Source organism: Clostridium acidisoli DSM 12555 (assembly GCF_900176305.1).
In the GTDB taxonomy this organism is placed as follows: domain Bacteria; phylum Bacillota; class Clostridia; order Clostridiales; family Clostridiaceae; genus Clostridium_I; species Clostridium_I acidisoli.
Genome location: NZ_FWXH01000026.1, coordinates 1 through 14873 on the forward strand (window position 1 = coordinate 1; position 14873 = coordinate 14873).

The following is a 14873-nucleotide window of genomic DNA, read 5'->3' on the forward strand; positions in this document are numbered from 1 at the left end:
TTTTTACTCTACTGCGTGAGTAAAAAGGTGAAAGATTGCCAGAGTGGCAAGATTAAAGAATTAACGGTAATGCCGTTAATGGTGAGAGAATTTGCTTTTAGCATCATCAAATCTTTCATCTAGCCGCAGGCTTTCTTTAATCTTTTTATCTAGCTTTTAGCTACGATAAAATTCTTTAGTCTTTACTTTGCACTTTCTTTATATTATGACCTAACTATATTTTAAAACGTACCTGCATTCCTAAATTGAACTAAATGATTTAATACAAATTCAGTTCCTCCCATTCCCATAGCAAAGAAGGACAAAACTATTATTAAAAATATTGCTCCAAAATCATATTTCATCTTTTCCTCTTTATTTACAACATATGATACTAACATTTCGACACCTAAAAAAATTAGAATAAGTGGCCACATTGATGCTATTGCTGATAACTTAACAGCTGGAAAAAACAATTGAAGTAGATATGCTATCCCTAGCATAATAAGCACTATTCCTGATGTTAAAGTACCTACTCTTCTACCTTTAAACATCCATCTCACTCTCCCTTTTTTTGCCGGCAATAAGTTTTACTCCTACAAAAATTATTGCAATTCCTATGATTATCTTTGGCACAAAATTGGACATATTATAAATGGTGGAATATAGAGTATCCGGGATAATTCCGCTTAAATTTTGTATAACAGTATTCCAAAGCAAATAAATTCCAAATAGTAATAATAATATTCCTACAAATAATCTTCGTTTTACAAATATATTTTTATCTAGTTTAATGATTTTATCAATAGAAAATAAATATTCATCTTCTATACTTAAAAAGTCTTCATCATTTAAAGAAGCTATATTTAGACAATGAAAAAAAGCATAAAACCAAATCAACGGTAAAATAAATAAAAATTGACTTATACTTAAAAAAGTTGCTACAAATATTATGAAGAAAAATGCCGCCATAAACGAAATTCCCGTTTTCATAAATCCCATAAACATATGTCCTGCACCTGGTAACATTGAAAACATAAACGTTAAAAATTTATTTCTTTTATTTCTCATTATTAAAAACCTCCATTTTAATTACTTTTTCAGAAAAGTTATTAAGACTTGAATTAATATGACTTACAATACTCAAATTTTGGGAATTTATATTGTTTAATTCTAACTTTCTGTTTCCCGATATGTTTAGTGTATTAGAAAAAACAACTATTAATGCAATACATGCAACCATAGCAACTCTAAATGAATAAAACATAAATTGAATATTATCTTTCTTTTTCTTTTTTATCTTGTTTTCTATTTCTTCTTCAAAACCCAATGGAGCTTCTAAAAGTTCATCAAAGTTAAAACTATTGGCAATTAAATCCGCACATTTTTCGCAGCTACCGATGTGCTTCGCTATTAAAACTAGATTTTCATCATCCAATGTACCATCTTTAAATTTTTTAATTGCTATTTTTAATAGATGCCCATTTTCATCAAAATAAGTATTTTTCATATAAATTCCTCCTTCCACAAAATTTTAAGCAGCTTTTTAGCTCTATAAAGCTGTGTTTGTAGTGTTTTTATATTTTGTCCTGTATCATTTGCCATAGTAGAAAGTTTAATATTTTCGCAGAAATAGTTTAATGCCACTGCTCTGTAAGGTTCATTTAATTTATTACACAAATTTCTTATATTTTCTGATGTCTGTTTTTCAATTACAATTTCTTCTGTAGAATTTCCATCATGTTCTATGGTTTCACATTCTTCATTAGATAAACTATAAATGTTTCTTTTAGGACTTTTAATATAATCCCTACACTTATTTGCGGCAATTGTGGTAATCCATGCTTTGAAATTTTCCCCATCAAATTTTTTATAGTTTTCATATGCTGATAAAAAAGTTTGTTGTGCCAAATCTTCAGCATCAAAATAATTTTTTGTAAAGGATAAACAAATGGTTATGATTAATCTTTCATACTTTTTTATATAATTTTCAAAGTTCTGTTTTTCAATAACTATCACCACCTTTTTTATCCTTACACTTAATATAACGATTTATGGACAAAAAACACTTCAAATTTTTTTAATTAATAAAATAAAAACCTTTTTTTATCTTTGGGATGATAAAAAAAGGTTATATCCGTAAATTTTTTTAAATTATAGTGCTGTTATTTCTCCATCTCTATATTCTGGTACAACATTCGTTATATCTTTTGTAGTACAATATTTAAGATCTTCAAAAAGTCCTAATTCTTTAATAACATTATAATGTTTCGCATACTTTATAAAACTAGTTATATCATTGTTTTGTTGGTATATATATAATGCTGTGGTTGATATATCTGTTAATTCTACGTTTGTGCTTTCCGTTAACAAACTCAGTATATAACCTGTACATATAAAATCATCTATTGAAAATTGCCCATATGTTCCTGAGTTTACTATAACAACATCATTATTTATTTCTAAGAGTCTTTTTGCAACTGCCTTGGCATTAAGCATGGCTCCTATTATTATGTTTTTAGCCTTAGAACTCCTTTTAATTGCCCGTGTGCCATTAGTGGTTGTCATTACAACAATCTTATCTCTAACTACATCAGCTTTGTATTCTAGTGGTGAATTTGAAAAATCAAAACCATCTATTTTTAATGCTTTACGTTCTCCTCCTAATAAATACAAATCTCTATCTTTATAGGCTATATCCTTTGCTTCCTCAACATTTACTACAGGTATGACTTTTTTGCATCCATTATTTATAGCTGTTACAATTACTGATGTAGCTCTTAATATATCTATGACTACCACTGATTTTCCTTTTATCTTTTCTTCTTTTATATCATCAGCAGATATTATTACATCAATTTTCATAAAAACACCTCCTACTTTTATCAATTATATCACTTAGCTACTATTTAACTCCATAAAAAATTAATAGACTATACATTTCATTTCTGAAAAATATAGTCTATTTATAATAAGGGGTAATCTAGCTAGTTTAAAATAAATTTTTATTTATTCTCTCTCCAAATTAGAAATCCAATTATAAATACAGTTGCTTCTTTAAAATTCCTAATATCAAAGCCAGTTTCTTTTTTAATTTTATCCAACCTATATATTAGAGTGTTTCTATGAATGTATAATTTTTTTGCAGCATCGCTTATGTTTAAACCACTGTTTACAAACTCATCTATTGTCGATATCATTTCTGAATCAAATGAATTAAACTTTGATTTAAGGCTATCTAAAAATTCATCTTTAAACCTTAAATCTAAACTATACACAATTTTCTCAAAGAGTAATTTTTTGTAATCAAGAATATCCTCTCTAAGAGAAAATCTTTCCCTTAACATCATACTCTCCTTGCTTTCATCAAAGGCTTTCTTAATCTCATATTTATCATGCGAAACACTACTAAAACTAACATAACATTTACAATACAGATTTGAATTTATTGCTTCTTTTATTGCCTTTGCATGCTCCATTATTTCTTTAAAATTTACTATAACAACAATGTTTTCATCACAAATAACTGTTATAACATTATTATCCTTATAAATTTGATTAATAACTTCTATTGTGTCGTGTATATTTCCCTCAGTTTTTATAATTAATAATATACACCCTTCTTTTAGAAAGGGAATAAACTTATTTACCTTTTCATCTGATACTTCTTTTCCATCCAAGATGTCTTTTATAACTCTTTCATTTTCAGAGTATAACTCCTTATATTTATCTTCTATAGTATATTTTAAGAGAGGTATACATTCCTTAAATTGTTTGTTTATATATATCTTGGCTTTTTGTCTTCCTAAATTAAGAGAAATGTACATGACATTAGAATTTTCTTCAAAGTATTCACTTGTAAAAATAGCAACCCTATCTTCATTCACTATACTAAAGTTAATGCCTGTTTTCTTGCTAAGATCCTCTAGAAAATTCTTAATTTCTCTCATAAAAGACCACCTTATACTATTGTTAATTCTGTTTCTTTATCAAATATATGAATCATATCAGAATTTAAAGCTATTTTTATAGAATCTCCTGTTTTTGCTTTAGATGTTCCATCCACTTTAGCAGTGATTGAAGATTTACCTTTCTTCAAATATAAGAAGGTTTCTGATCCCATAAGCTCTGTAACCTCAACATTAGCATTAAATACAGCATCTTTATGCTTTTCAATAAATTCAACATCATCATCTATATTTTCTGGCCTTATTCCCATTATTACGTCTTTTCCTGTATATCCTTTATCTTTAATAACCTTACTAGCCTCTTCATTCAATTGTATTCTTTCGCCTTCAAAATTGACGAATATTTTACCTTGAGCATCTTCAATTTTTGCATCTATAAAGTTCATTTGAGGACTTCCTATAAATCCAGCAACAAAAATATTTACCGGATGATTATACAAATCTTGAGGTGAGGCAACCTGCTGTACTACACCATCTTTCATAACAACTATCCTTGTTCCAAGTGTCATTGCTTCTGTTTGGTCATGAGTAACATAAACGAACGTTGTCTCTAATCTTTTGTGAAGTTTAGCTATTTCTGTTCTCATCTGTACTCTAAGTTTTGCATCAAGATTTGATAAAGGCTCATCCATTAGGAATACCTTTGGTTCTCTAACTATTGCTCTTCCCATTGCAACTCTTTGCCTTTGTCCACCTGATAGAGCTTTTGGTTTTCTATCTAAAAGATGTTCAATGTCAAGAACTTTTGCTGCTTCTCTAACTTTCTCCTCTATTTGTTTTTTAGGAATTTTTCTAAGCTTTAATCCAAATGCCATATTATCAAAAACTGTCATATGAGGATAAAGTGCATAGTTTTGGAATACCATAGCTATATCTCTATCCTTAGGTGAAACATTGTTTTTCAATTCCCCACCTATATAAAGTTCCCCTTTTGATATTTCTTCAAGACCAGCTATCATTCTTAATGTAGTAGACTTTCCACAACCTGAAGGTCCAACAAATACAATAAATTCCTTATCCTCTATTTCAAGGTTAAAATCCTTTACTGCTGTTACGTCTCCTGGATATATTTTATATATGTGTTTTAATGATAAATCTGACATGTATAACTCCCCCTAACTTTCTTATGTCTTCATTTTAAACCATTACATTTCTTTTATCCATTTGTAAAAGTGACAAAAGTACCCTAGCTAATTTGTATGAAAGTACAAACCTTGGTATAAATTTTTTTTCTCCATATTGCCATCGATTTCATTTAAAATTTCCCATTTTTTAAGACTCCACTTAGGTTCAATTAAAAGATCTCTTGGTGCATCCCCGGTAAGCCTATGTATTACTATGCTTTTTGGAAGCCTGGTTATTGATTCACATATTAGATCAATATATTGTTTTTCATCTAAAAAATTAAGTTTACCACTATCATATAAATTAACTAAAGGCGTATCTTTCATAAGATGCAGAAGGTGGATTTTTATACCTTTTATATCTTTATGTGCAATATAATCTATAGTTTTAAGCATGTCCTCTTTAGACTCTCCAGGTAGCCCAAAGATAGTATGTACTACCACATCAATTCCTCTTTTTCTTAGTTTTTCTAGTGATTCCTCAAATACATTCAAATTGTAACCTCTGTTAATTAACCTGGCAGTTTTATCATTTATTGTCTGTAGTCCAAGTTCTACCCAAAGATATGTTTTTTTATTGTAATCTTCTAATAAATCTAACACATCATCACTTAAACAATCTGGCCTTGTAGCTATTGCCATTGCCACAACATCATCTTGAATTAAAGCTTCATCATATTCTTTCTTTAATATACTTACATCCGCATAAGTATTGGTATAGGCCTGAAAGTAAGCTATATATTTACCACTTTTCCATTTTTTATTCATCATCTTTTTTATATCTTCAAATTGCTTACTTATAGAAAACTGCCTATCCCCTGCAAAATCGCCAGAACCACGTTCACTACAAAATACGCACCCAAGTTTACTTATTGTACCATCTCTATTTGGACATGAAAATCCAGCATCAAGAGATATTTTAAATACTTTTTGTCCAAATTTTCCTCTAAGAAAACTATTTAAACTGTGATATCTTTTTCCATTCCATGTTATGTTTTCTTCCATTAAGTTATCACCCTCTCATATATAAAAGTTTTTTACGTAATAGTTATAAATTGCGAAGTACGAGTGAAGGGTTTTCACCAATGCTTCGCGGTAAAAAGGCCAAGTGTCACTAAAGCGAGGTGAAGGGTTTGACAGGCGCTTTGCTGGTCAAAGGTGATGGGTTTTCCGTGGGAAAAAACTATGGATGATTTTTTTCCGCGATGCTACGAAAAATCTTTGAATTTAATTAGTTGTTATCTAAAGTATATTATTCTTCATTTTTTGACCACAGGTCGTGGTGTTCAATCTACAGTTATTATTAACTATCATATTAACACCAGAGGCTACGCCTAAAAGCAAAACCTACGGTTAAAATATATAGCAGAGTTATCTTTGTATATTAAAGACATATAAAATTAAGTTCATTATTTTTCTGACGTAGGAGGAAAAATTTCCTTAGCCTTTATGGATTTATCCATAAACACTTCACCTTTTATCCGAGCCTTGCAAGGATAAAAACCATCACCTCGCCAATGCGGCGACCCTTCACCTTTTAACGTGCGAAGCAATCGTTAAAACCCTTCACCATTACTTCGCAATCTCTTTATATTAGGTTACAATTTTCATCTATTATAAACTTAATTATATCACATCCAATAAACACTGTTTTACTGTGAAGTATTTGCCTTTGCCTCATTTACAGATTTAACTTTAAATTCATCAGTGTCAATTTGCCATGTCCCAACAATATTTTTTAAGCTCTTATCATTAACATATGCTGCTCTTGGAGTGACCCTATATATAAGGCCATTTTTTACAAAATTAATTATTGTAAGATCTACCTTATCTATGGGGTAGTTCTTTTCAAAATCAAAAGGTATATCATCGCCATCTTTACATTTATACATCTTTAAAGTGTTACCAGAATTATTTTTTGCATATTGTATTACAAGATATCTATTGTTTAGAGAATATATAGAGTTTTTTATAATAGCATTTGGAATTACATCTAGTGATACTATTTCCTTACCTATTGGTTTTTCAGGCACAATATCATTTTCAGTACTTCCACCACCTGATCCTGTACCTGATCCTGTACCTGCTCCAGATGTGCTACCACCTTGTCCTTGGCCTGATACACCTCCTTGAGTTGCCATGGATTCATCAAAATTTACTATTTCAATATATGGATTTTTACCTTTTGTTGTTATAAATCCAGAATTTCCATCATAGCTTAAGCCTACCAATCCAAATTCATCCATAGATATAGGTATTTTCTCATTTTTAGTCTTATCATCTTGATTATAATAATATTTAGGCATACCATCAAAATTTGTAACCAAATTTGTTTTAACATTATTTTTAGTTCTCAATCTTATCTGATCATTGTTTATTCCTGAAACAAATAGCTCCTTTTCATTTTGTGTATCTATACCTTTAATTCTATATGAATTATCCTCTTTTATTACTTTAAATGTTTCGGTTTTAAGTGAAGCATATGGTACATTACTATTTATTTCACTTACCTTCACTTGCATTATCCCCATATCACCAGCTTGTGTTATTTCATCAAATTTGTATCCATTAACGATGAGGTTTTCTCTATTTTTAGTATTACTTATTTTTTTTAATTTACTTGAATATAATTTATTTTGAAGATTAACATCGTTTTTCATAACCGCAATCATATAATCATCTACAGTTTTTATAGCTTTATCAATGTTAAACTTCCCAAGTATCGTATTTTGCTCAACATTATTTTTACTACACGACATAGAAAGCAATAATAATAACATTAATATTATACTTAACGTCTTCTTCATATATTTTCCCCCGATACAAATAAATTTTATAATAGTTTTCCACAAAATATAAAATTCATTTATATAAAACATAGATAATCATTAAAAAAACTTTTTTTTACTTCCATACTATCATATCAATACCAGAACATGCATAATTTTAATATTATAGTACAAGCATTTAATGGAGTGATAATTTGAAGAAATCTATTTTTACAATTTTCCAAATATCAGCAGTTTTCATTGGGACAATAGTTGGGGCAGGACTCGCCTCTGGACAAGAAATAACACAATTTTTTACAAGCTTTGGTCCCAAAAGCTTACTTGGAATTTTTATTTGTACATTTATATATATTGGTGTAAGTTTTATCATTATAGATTTAAGTACAAAATACAACCTAAGCTCATATAAAGAGCTTATAATCCTTGTAAATTCAAGCCTTTTAGGAAAAATTACTGATTTACTTACAAGCTTTTTTATGATAAGTGGTGCAGCAATAATATTAGCTGGAAGTGGTTCATTAATCCATCAATACTTTGGCATTCCAAATTGGATAGGCATAGCTGTTATGTCTTTAATTACTATTATAGTGTTACTTAGAGGCACGGATGGTCTTATAGAAATCAACTCTGTTATTGTGCCATCTCTAATAATAGTTATAACTACAATTTTTATACTTTTTGTGTTCTTTTCAGGAAATATTATTACAGTACATGAATTAAAAACCATTCCCTATGAAAAGCACTATTGGATTTTATCATCAGTGGTTTATGCTAGCTTCAATACAATCTCCTTCAGTGGTGTTTTAGTACCCTTTACAAAAGAAGTTAATAGTAAAAAACAATTATTTATAGGCATTATAATTGGTGCTTTAGTTCTAACCTTATTATCACAAATGATTAATTTTATGTTATTGATGAATATTCCATATATATATAAATATGATATACCTCTGTTATATATTGTTCACCGCTTTGGTAGAACTATTCAAATAATGTTACTTGGCATAATTTGGCTTGAAATGTTTTCTACAGAAGTCTCAAACATATATAGTGTTTCAAAAACTATAGAAAAGTCTTTAAATATAGGTTATAAAAAGTCCATATTTTGTATATTGTTAATAGCACTTCCAATTTCACAGATAGGCTTTAAACAGTTAATAAACTTCTTATATCCTGCTTTTGGAGTTATAAGCTTTATTTTTATAATTCAATGTGTTATATTTTATAAACGTAATAGATGATTAAGAAGGTGTTATTTTTTATGCTAAGTATGCTGGAAAATTGTAGACTGTGCCCAAGAAATTGTAACGTGAATAGATTAAAAAATGAAGTTGGTTTTTGTAAATCTAATGTTAATTTAAATATAGCAAGAGTTTCTCTTCATGACTGGGAGGAACCGTGTATTTCTGGAAACAGAGGGTCTGGAACTGTGTTTTTTTCAAACTGTAACCTAAATTGTGTGTTTTGTCAAAATCATGAGATAAGTCAAGAAGGTATTGGAAAGGAAGTTTCCATAGAAAGGCTATCAACAATTTTTATGGAGCAGCAAGAAAGAGGAGCTCACAATATAAATCTTGTGACACCTACTCATTTTGTTCCACAAATTATAGAAGCCATAAAACTTTCCAAAGCTATAGGCCTAAAAATACCTATTGTATATAACAGTAATGGATATGAAAATATAGATACTATTAAAGCCTTGAATGGTTACATTGATGTATATTTACCAGATTTAAAATATATGAGTGACAAATATGCAAAAAAATATTCAAAAGTATCTAACTATTTTGAGTTTGCCTCTAAAGCTATAGATGAAATGTTTAAGCAAGCTCCAAAACTTATTTTTAATAAAGACGGCCTTTTAACTAGCGGTGTAATCATACGGCATCTTATGCTTCCGGGACTCCTATTTGACTCTAAAAAATTAATTGATTACATATATAATAAATATGGGGATAACATTTATATAAGCATTATGAACCAATATACACCTATGTTTAATTCCAAAGAATACCCGGAAATAAACAAACCTTTAAACCCCAAACATTATGACAGCCTAATAAATCATTGCATAGATATAGGTATTAAAAATGCATTTATTCAAGAAGATGGTACTGTTAAGGAAAGTTTTGTACCACATTTTGATTTAAGAGGTGTATAAAAATAATGGCTTGTCTCAGTTTAAGAAATTACCTTACACTTCCTTAAGCTGAAACAAGCCATTTATTATAAATATATTTTTTGTTCTTTATATTTTATATTTCTCTAAATCCTCAGTAAATCCATCAGTAACTTTTTTAAATTCACCCATATTGTCAGTTAATTCTTTAATTCCAGTTGTGTATGTTATAACGCTGGCACTTACTTCTTCTGAAGAAGCTGAATTTTCTTCAGCTATAGCCGCTAAAGATTCTATATTCTGCGATATACCTGACATATACTTAGATTCTTTGTCCAATTTATCTGCGGATTTAATCATTTCTTCTGAAACTGTTTTTGCTGACACTTTTGCTTTATAGCTCAAATCTCTTACACCTTGAAGTGTTCCAATTTCATTGTGAAGCACGCCATATTGTGTTCCTATCTTCTCAACAAGTCCATGCAAATCTCCAACAAAAGTTTCTAAATTACTAGTTATTTTTTCAACAGCTGAACCTGTCTGCTCTGCAAGTTTCCTTACTTCTTCCGCTACTACACTAAAGCCTCTTCCTGCTTCTCCCGCACGTGCGGCTTCAATAGAAGCATTAAGCGCTAATAAGTTTATCTGTTCAGATATAGATGATACTATCAATACAATTTCCTTAATATCATTAGCTTTTCCACCTAATTCTACACCCTTATCTTTAACTTCTTGGAATTTTGTCAAACTATTCATTATGTTTTTACTAGTTGTTTCAACATTTTCATAGCTGTCATTTATTATATCTATTGCTTGTTCTAGCTGTTCCTTATTGTTATTTTCCTTCTTTACTAAATTGTTTAAAGAATTAACATTTTCATTTAATGTTGTTGCACAATCTTGCGTATTCTGAGCTTGATCAACTGCTGTGTTTGCCAATTGCTCAACTACTCCTGATATCTCTTCGGAAGTAGTTCTCATTACACTAGCTATTCCCTCTATCTTCTTCACAAAACTATTCATTTCATCTGTAATACCCTTAAAGCCAACAAAATCTTTGCTTATCATTTTTTGGTGTTTTATAAGTTCGTCATATATTTTTTCAAAATAATCTCCAGTTTCAATCTTGCTATCTACGACAAAATTGTGATTATTAATCTTTTCAATTTGTTTCTCTATTAATCTTTTAGGTCTCATTAATATTTTTACGCCTATAAAAGTAACAACGCCAGCTATAACCGCTGTAATAATTGATTTTATTATATTATTAGTGCCAAGCAGTGGTATAGAAGTTATTATTGAAATTAAAAATGTTATTAAAGCAGCTTTACCTTCTATATTTTTTATAAAACCTAAAGAGAGAATTTTGTTTATTCTATAGACTTTTTTATAATAAATATCTTTATCGAATTTAATTTTTAAGTTTACAGAGCTTGGCGTAGACTCCAATACCTCTATTTCAATTTTTTCTTTAAAAAATTTGGCAGCTCCTACTAACATTCCTTCAAGATAATCGAACATACCTCTTTTAGAATTATAAGTAAAAATTGCCTCCCTGCTAGAAATAGCCTCAATAGAAACAATTGGTGGTTTTGCACCTTTGAATCTTTGTGTCATTACTACATGGATATCAAATAAGGTTCTCAAAAATGAATATAAGTTGTCATGTTTGAAAAATGCTGGATAATCATGATGAAATGAATATATGTTATCTTCTCCAACAGCTCTCCAAAGTTCCTTTAGCGTCACATTCTGCTTTTCTGAGATATATTTCATAAACTCATTTACATTTTCATCTTTTACATCTTCAATTGGTGAAAATACTTTTTTGCTTCCATATCCTATTTTTTCTAGAGCCTCATTTACAACATCGTCGCTATAAAGTTTTCGACAAGTTTTTACCCAAGTTCCTACAACGGTTCCTTTCATATGTGCACCTCCTGTGTTCGTTATACTGTCCTAAATAATTATCAATTATTTAGCCTCCTGTATTCCTTATACTGCCCTAAATAATTATCAATTATTTAGTCTCCTGTATTCCTTTTAATTATACATTGTTTTTTAATAAATGCACCTACTTAATAATTATTTTTATTAAATTACAATTTAATTTCTACTTTTTCAAGTTTAGCTAACACCTTTAACTCTTTTGTATTAACAGTCTGAGTTCTAACACTGCTCGTATTACTTATCAAAAGAATTTTACTGCTATCTATTTTTTTTATTTGTCTTATCATCTTTTCATTATTATATTCTATTATACATATTGAATTGTTTATGATTTCACTTGTCATATGAACAAATGCAATGTCACCCTTTGCTATCCTAAATCCAAGCATTTCATCATTTTCGATTTCTACAAAAGATACTTTATCTTGAGCATATCCCTCTATTTTATTGGCAACCACGGGAAGTTGTCTTGTTGAAATAACCGTTTTTAGATCCATATTATAAACTGGTACATTTTTCAATATAGAACTTAATGCATCACTCCATACATCATTTGCTTCTGATTTTTTAATTACCTTATTTACTTTTGTATATTCCTTCTTTTCAGCTTTTTCAGCAGCTTGTTCTTCTGCGTACATATTTACATCATCTAACTGCTTGCCAAATATTTTAGAAATTCTAGTTATAATTGCCTCGTTTGCAACCCTCTTACCCGATTCAATTTCGTTTATAAATTTCTCAGAAACCCCTAGCTTTTTAGCTAGAGTTTTCTGAGTCATTCCATTTTCACTTCTTAATGTTTTTATTTTATCTCCAATTCTCGTCATATAACATCAATCCTTAATTAAAGTATTATTTTTTTCTTCTACTTGCCCACTTTTTTTCTTCAATAAGGTGCTCTAATAATTCTTTAAACGTCCATTTAATGGAGGTTTCTGTAACTACTGCAAAAATAACATCTGTGCCAACAATCTGCTTAAAATTAGTTACACAATTTTGAAGTTCTTTATCATCTAAATTATTAAATAAAATCACCTTTTGATTTGATACTATATTACTTGCAGTAGATATTTTTAAACCTTCAATTATGCTTCCGATTTTCATAGTGGCCATACCACTATCAATAACTTTAAGTTTGGCAACATCATCAGCTAATATAAACTCGCCAATTTTAACTACCTCTTCTTGATTAAAACCATATACTAAAATTAATTTATCGTTACTTAGTCCCATATTTGTTTCACACCCCTCATAAATGTATATCTATTTATAAATATTATTAAGATTAAACAGTTTCTGGCTCACCATACTCTTCCCCAAAACAATCCACTGTAACCTTTTCAATAACCACATCTTCAAGTGGTCTATCATTATAGTCAGCTTTAAAAGCAACTATTTTTTTTGCTACATCTAGTCCTTCAGTAAGTTTTCCAAAAGCTGCATATTGACCATCTAAATGAGGTGCATCTGCAACCATTATAAAAAACTGACTACCTGCTGAATTTGGGCTCATAGCTCTAGCCATTGATAAAACACCTTCTGTATGCTTTATATCATTTTTAAAACCATTGCTTGTGAATTCACCTTTTATAGAATAACCAGGATCTCCAGTTCCGTTTCCTTTAGGGCATCCTCCCTGTATCATAAATCCAGGTATAATTCTGTGGAAAGTCAAACCATCGTAGAATCCTTTATTTATAAGACTTATAAAGTTTTTAACTGTATTTGGAGCCTCATCTTTATATAGTTCTGCTTTCATTACATCTCCGCTTTTCATTTTGATTGTAACTATTGGTATCATTTTATATCTCCTCCATGCTATTTTATAACATTATTATACACTAGAATGTAGAAAAAAATAAGGAATGCTTGTATAATTTTCTACATTATATATCCATTTCTAAAAGCATATTGCTAATTTCAATTATCCTTGTATCATCAAGAGAGTTTAAAATTTCAACTTTACCCTTCTCACTACTATTATTTAGCAACTTCATTACAGCCAATTTCTTTCTAAGCTGCTTTGCAGTCCCTAAACTACCATCAATTATAGGAACATCTTTTACAATTTTCGCAAGTTCTCTTTTAATAAAAGGATAATGTGTACATCCTAACACTATAGCTGCTATTCCATACTTTATGTACGGTGAAAGCTTTTCTTTTAAGTATAAATTTATTTCTTCACCCGTAAAAATTCCATCCTCAATTAATTCCACAAGTCCTGGACATGGTAGTGATTCTATTTCCGCTTTAATTTCATATTTTTTCATTAGATTGTGAAACTTCTTTTCTGCAAGCGTCATTGGTGTTGCCATAATTAGAATTTTCCCTTTTCTATCTAATGAAACTGCAGGCTTTAGTGCTGGTTCTATACCTATTATAGGCATTTTATACTTTTTCCTAAGATCATTAATAGCTGCACTAGTTGCTGTATTACACGCAACCACAAGAGCTTTGACACCGCTATTTATTAGGTAATCTGCCACATTAAAAGTGAGGGTTTTAACTTCATCAACAGTCTTTGTTCCATATGGTGCATTTTTTGAGTCGCCATAATAAATGAAATTTTCATTTGGAAGTACTTTAATTGCCTGCTTTAAAACGCTTATACCACCAACCCCAGAATCAAATATACCTATTGGTTTATTCTGAATTTCCATTACATCACCTCAAGTCATATATAAGCCTCCACAGGCTAATAAACCCATGTAGAAGCCGTATTAATTACTTTAACTTTTTAATTATAACTCACATATATATTTAAAAAAAGTGTAGTTATTCTAATAAATGCATTTACTAATATTTACTTGGTGCTTTTTTACCCATTTTTCATTATAATTTAACAAAATTTCAATATTATCAAACTTCTAATAGAAAATTTATAATTAATCTTGTACATCATTAATAATTATATTATAATTAACGGGTATAAGATTATAATTAA

Annotated in this window: 16 protein-coding genes; 2 read left to right on the forward strand and 14 right to left on the reverse strand. The window is 29.4% G+C overall.

All coding sequences use genetic code 11. The features are described 5' to 3' along the window. Positions 1–221: 221 nt before the first annotated feature. The 9 genes from B8978_RS17215 to B8978_RS17255 all read right to left on the reverse strand — a co-directional run bounded on the left by B8978_RS17215 (position 222) and on the right by B8978_RS17255 (position 7878). Positions 222–533: a LiaF transmembrane domain-containing protein gene (locus B8978_RS17215; protein WP_084117530.1), complete on the reverse strand. Its 312-nt coding sequence runs from the start codon at positions 531–533 to the stop codon at positions 222–224. Then, positions 526–1050, reverse strand: a complete 525-nt coding sequence (locus B8978_RS17220) for a hypothetical protein (protein ID WP_084117531.1) — start codon at positions 1048–1050, stop codon at positions 526–528. The genes B8978_RS17215 and B8978_RS17220 overlap by 8 nt, the downstream gene beginning before the upstream one ends. Then, entirely contained in the window at positions 1040–1489 is a 450-nt protein-coding gene (locus B8978_RS17225) for a hypothetical protein (RefSeq protein ID WP_084117532.1), read from the reverse strand. The genes B8978_RS17220 and B8978_RS17225 overlap by 11 nt, the downstream gene beginning before the upstream one ends. Then, positions 1486–1998, reverse strand: coding sequence for an RNA polymerase sigma factor (locus B8978_RS17230; protein WP_139796083.1), 513 nt, complete (start codon positions 1996–1998; stop codon positions 1486–1488). The genes B8978_RS17225 and B8978_RS17230 overlap by 4 nt, the downstream gene beginning before the upstream one ends. Positions 1999–2133: 135 nt before the next feature. Continuing rightward, positions 2134–2844 (reverse strand): 2-phosphosulfolactate phosphatase family protein, encoded by a 711-nt coding sequence (locus B8978_RS17235; protein WP_084117534.1) that lies wholly within the window; start codon positions 2842–2844, stop codon positions 2134–2136. Between the two features lie 140 nt (positions 2845–2984). Next, on the reverse strand, positions 2985–3929 hold the full coding sequence (locus B8978_RS17240; RefSeq protein ID WP_084117535.1) for a PucR family transcriptional regulator: 945 nt from the start codon (positions 3927–3929) through the stop codon (positions 2985–2987). An 11-nt stretch (positions 3930–3940) separates the two neighbouring features. Continuing rightward, a complete protein-coding gene (locus B8978_RS17245; RefSeq protein ID WP_084117536.1) occupies positions 3941–5050 on the reverse strand; it encodes an ABC transporter ATP-binding protein in 1110 nt (369 codons plus the stop codon). An 87-nt stretch (positions 5051–5137) separates the two neighbouring features. Continuing rightward, positions 5138–6076, reverse strand: coding sequence for a tRNA modification radical SAM protein MnmL/YtqA (mnmL, locus tag B8978_RS17250; RefSeq protein WP_084117537.1), 939 nt, complete (start codon positions 6074–6076; stop codon positions 5138–5140). A 647-nt stretch (positions 6077–6723) separates the two neighbouring features. Continuing rightward, positions 6724–7878: a hypothetical protein gene (locus B8978_RS17255; protein ID WP_084117538.1), complete on the reverse strand. Its 1155-nt coding sequence runs from the start codon at positions 7876–7878 to the stop codon at positions 6724–6726. A gap of 176 nt (positions 7879–8054) precedes the next feature. Here B8978_RS17255 and B8978_RS17260 point away from each other — a divergent pair, with 176 nt between their 5' ends. Both B8978_RS17260 and B8978_RS17265 read left to right on the forward strand, forming a co-directional pair. Beyond that, positions 8055–9101 carry a YkvI family membrane protein gene (locus B8978_RS17260; RefSeq protein WP_084117539.1) on the forward strand — a complete coding sequence of 349 codons (1047 nt, stop codon included), beginning with the start codon at positions 8055–8057 and terminating at the stop codon, positions 9099–9101. Between the two features lie 20 nt (positions 9102–9121). Beyond that, entirely contained in the window at positions 9122–10021 is a 900-nt protein-coding gene (locus tag B8978_RS17265; RefSeq protein ID WP_139796081.1) for a radical SAM protein, read from the forward strand. Positions 10022–10108: 87 nt separating this feature from the next. Here the strand turns inward: B8978_RS17265 and B8978_RS17270 are convergent, their stop codons facing one another. The 5 genes from B8978_RS17270 to murI all read right to left on the reverse strand — a co-directional run bounded on the left by B8978_RS17270 (position 10109) and on the right by murI (position 14589). Beyond that, on the reverse strand, positions 10109–11908 hold the full coding sequence (locus tag B8978_RS17270) for a heme NO-binding domain-containing protein (protein WP_084117540.1): 1800 nt from the start codon (positions 11906–11908) through the stop codon (positions 10109–10111). A 170-nt stretch (positions 11909–12078) separates the two neighbouring features. Next, a complete protein-coding gene (locus B8978_RS17275) occupies positions 12079–12756 on the reverse strand; it encodes a helix-turn-helix domain-containing protein (protein WP_084117541.1) in 678 nt (225 codons plus the stop codon). A 25-nt stretch (positions 12757–12781) separates the two neighbouring features. Then, on the reverse strand, positions 12782–13162 hold the full coding sequence (locus tag B8978_RS17280) for a DUF3783 domain-containing protein (RefSeq protein WP_084117542.1): 381 nt from the start codon (positions 13160–13162) through the stop codon (positions 12782–12784). A gap of 52 nt (positions 13163–13214) precedes the next feature. After that, positions 13215–13730 carry a peptidylprolyl isomerase gene (locus B8978_RS17285; protein ID WP_084117543.1) on the reverse strand — a complete coding sequence of 172 codons (516 nt, stop codon included), beginning with the start codon at positions 13728–13730 and terminating at the stop codon, positions 13215–13217. 85 nt (positions 13731–13815) lie between these two features. Continuing rightward, the gene (murI, locus tag B8978_RS17290; protein WP_084117544.1) at positions 13816–14589 is read right to left on the reverse strand and encodes a glutamate racemase; all 774 of its coding nucleotides are present in this window, start codon (positions 14587–14589) and stop codon (positions 13816–13818) included. Between the last annotated feature and the right edge of the window lie 284 nt (positions 14590–14873).

Coding starts and splice junctions, on each gene's coding strand:
- B8978_RS17280 (WP_084117542.1), bottom strand. CDS start 13,162: ATGGGACTAAGTAACGATAAATTAATTTTAGTATATGGTTTTAATCAA.
- B8978_RS17245 (WP_084117536.1), bottom strand. CDS start 5,050: ATGTCAGATTTATCATTAAAACACATATATAAAATATATCCAGGAGAC.
- B8978_RS17275 (WP_084117541.1), bottom strand. CDS start 12,756: ATGACGAGAATTGGAGATAAAATAAAAACATTAAGAAGTGAAAATGGA.
- B8978_RS17265 (WP_139796081.1), top strand. CDS start 9,122: ATGCTAAGTATGCTGGAAAATTGTAGACTGTGCCCAAGAAATTGTAAC.
- B8978_RS17285 (WP_084117543.1), bottom strand. CDS start 13,730: ATGATACCAATAGTTACAATCAAAATGAAAAGCGGAGATGTAATGAAA.
- B8978_RS17255 (WP_084117538.1), bottom strand. CDS start 7,878: ATGAAGAAGACGTTAAGTATAATATTAATGTTATTATTATTGCTTTCT.
- B8978_RS17215 (WP_084117530.1), bottom strand. CDS start 533: ATGTTTAAAGGTAGAAGAGTAGGTACTTTAACATCAGGAATAGTGCTT.
- B8978_RS17225 (WP_084117532.1), bottom strand. CDS start 1,489: ATGAAAAATACTTATTTTGATGAAAATGGGCATCTATTAAAAATAGCA.
- B8978_RS17240 (WP_084117535.1), bottom strand. CDS start 3,929: ATGAGAGAAATTAAGAATTTTCTAGAGGATCTTAGCAAGAAAACAGGC.
- B8978_RS17235 (WP_084117534.1), bottom strand. CDS start 2,844: ATGAAAATTGATGTAATAATATCTGCTGATGATATAAAAGAAGAAAAG.
- mnmL (WP_084117537.1), bottom strand. CDS start 6,076: ATGGAAGAAAACATAACATGGAATGGAAAAAGATATCACAGTTTAAAT.
- murI (WP_084117544.1), bottom strand. CDS start 14,589: ATGGAAATTCAGAATAAACCAATAGGTATATTTGATTCTGGGGTTGGT.
- B8978_RS17220 (WP_084117531.1), bottom strand. CDS start 1,050: ATGAGAAATAAAAGAAATAAATTTTTAACGTTTATGTTTTCAATGTTA.
- B8978_RS17270 (WP_084117540.1), bottom strand. CDS start 11,908: ATGAAAGGAACCGTTGTAGGAACTTGGGTAAAAACTTGTCGAAAACTT.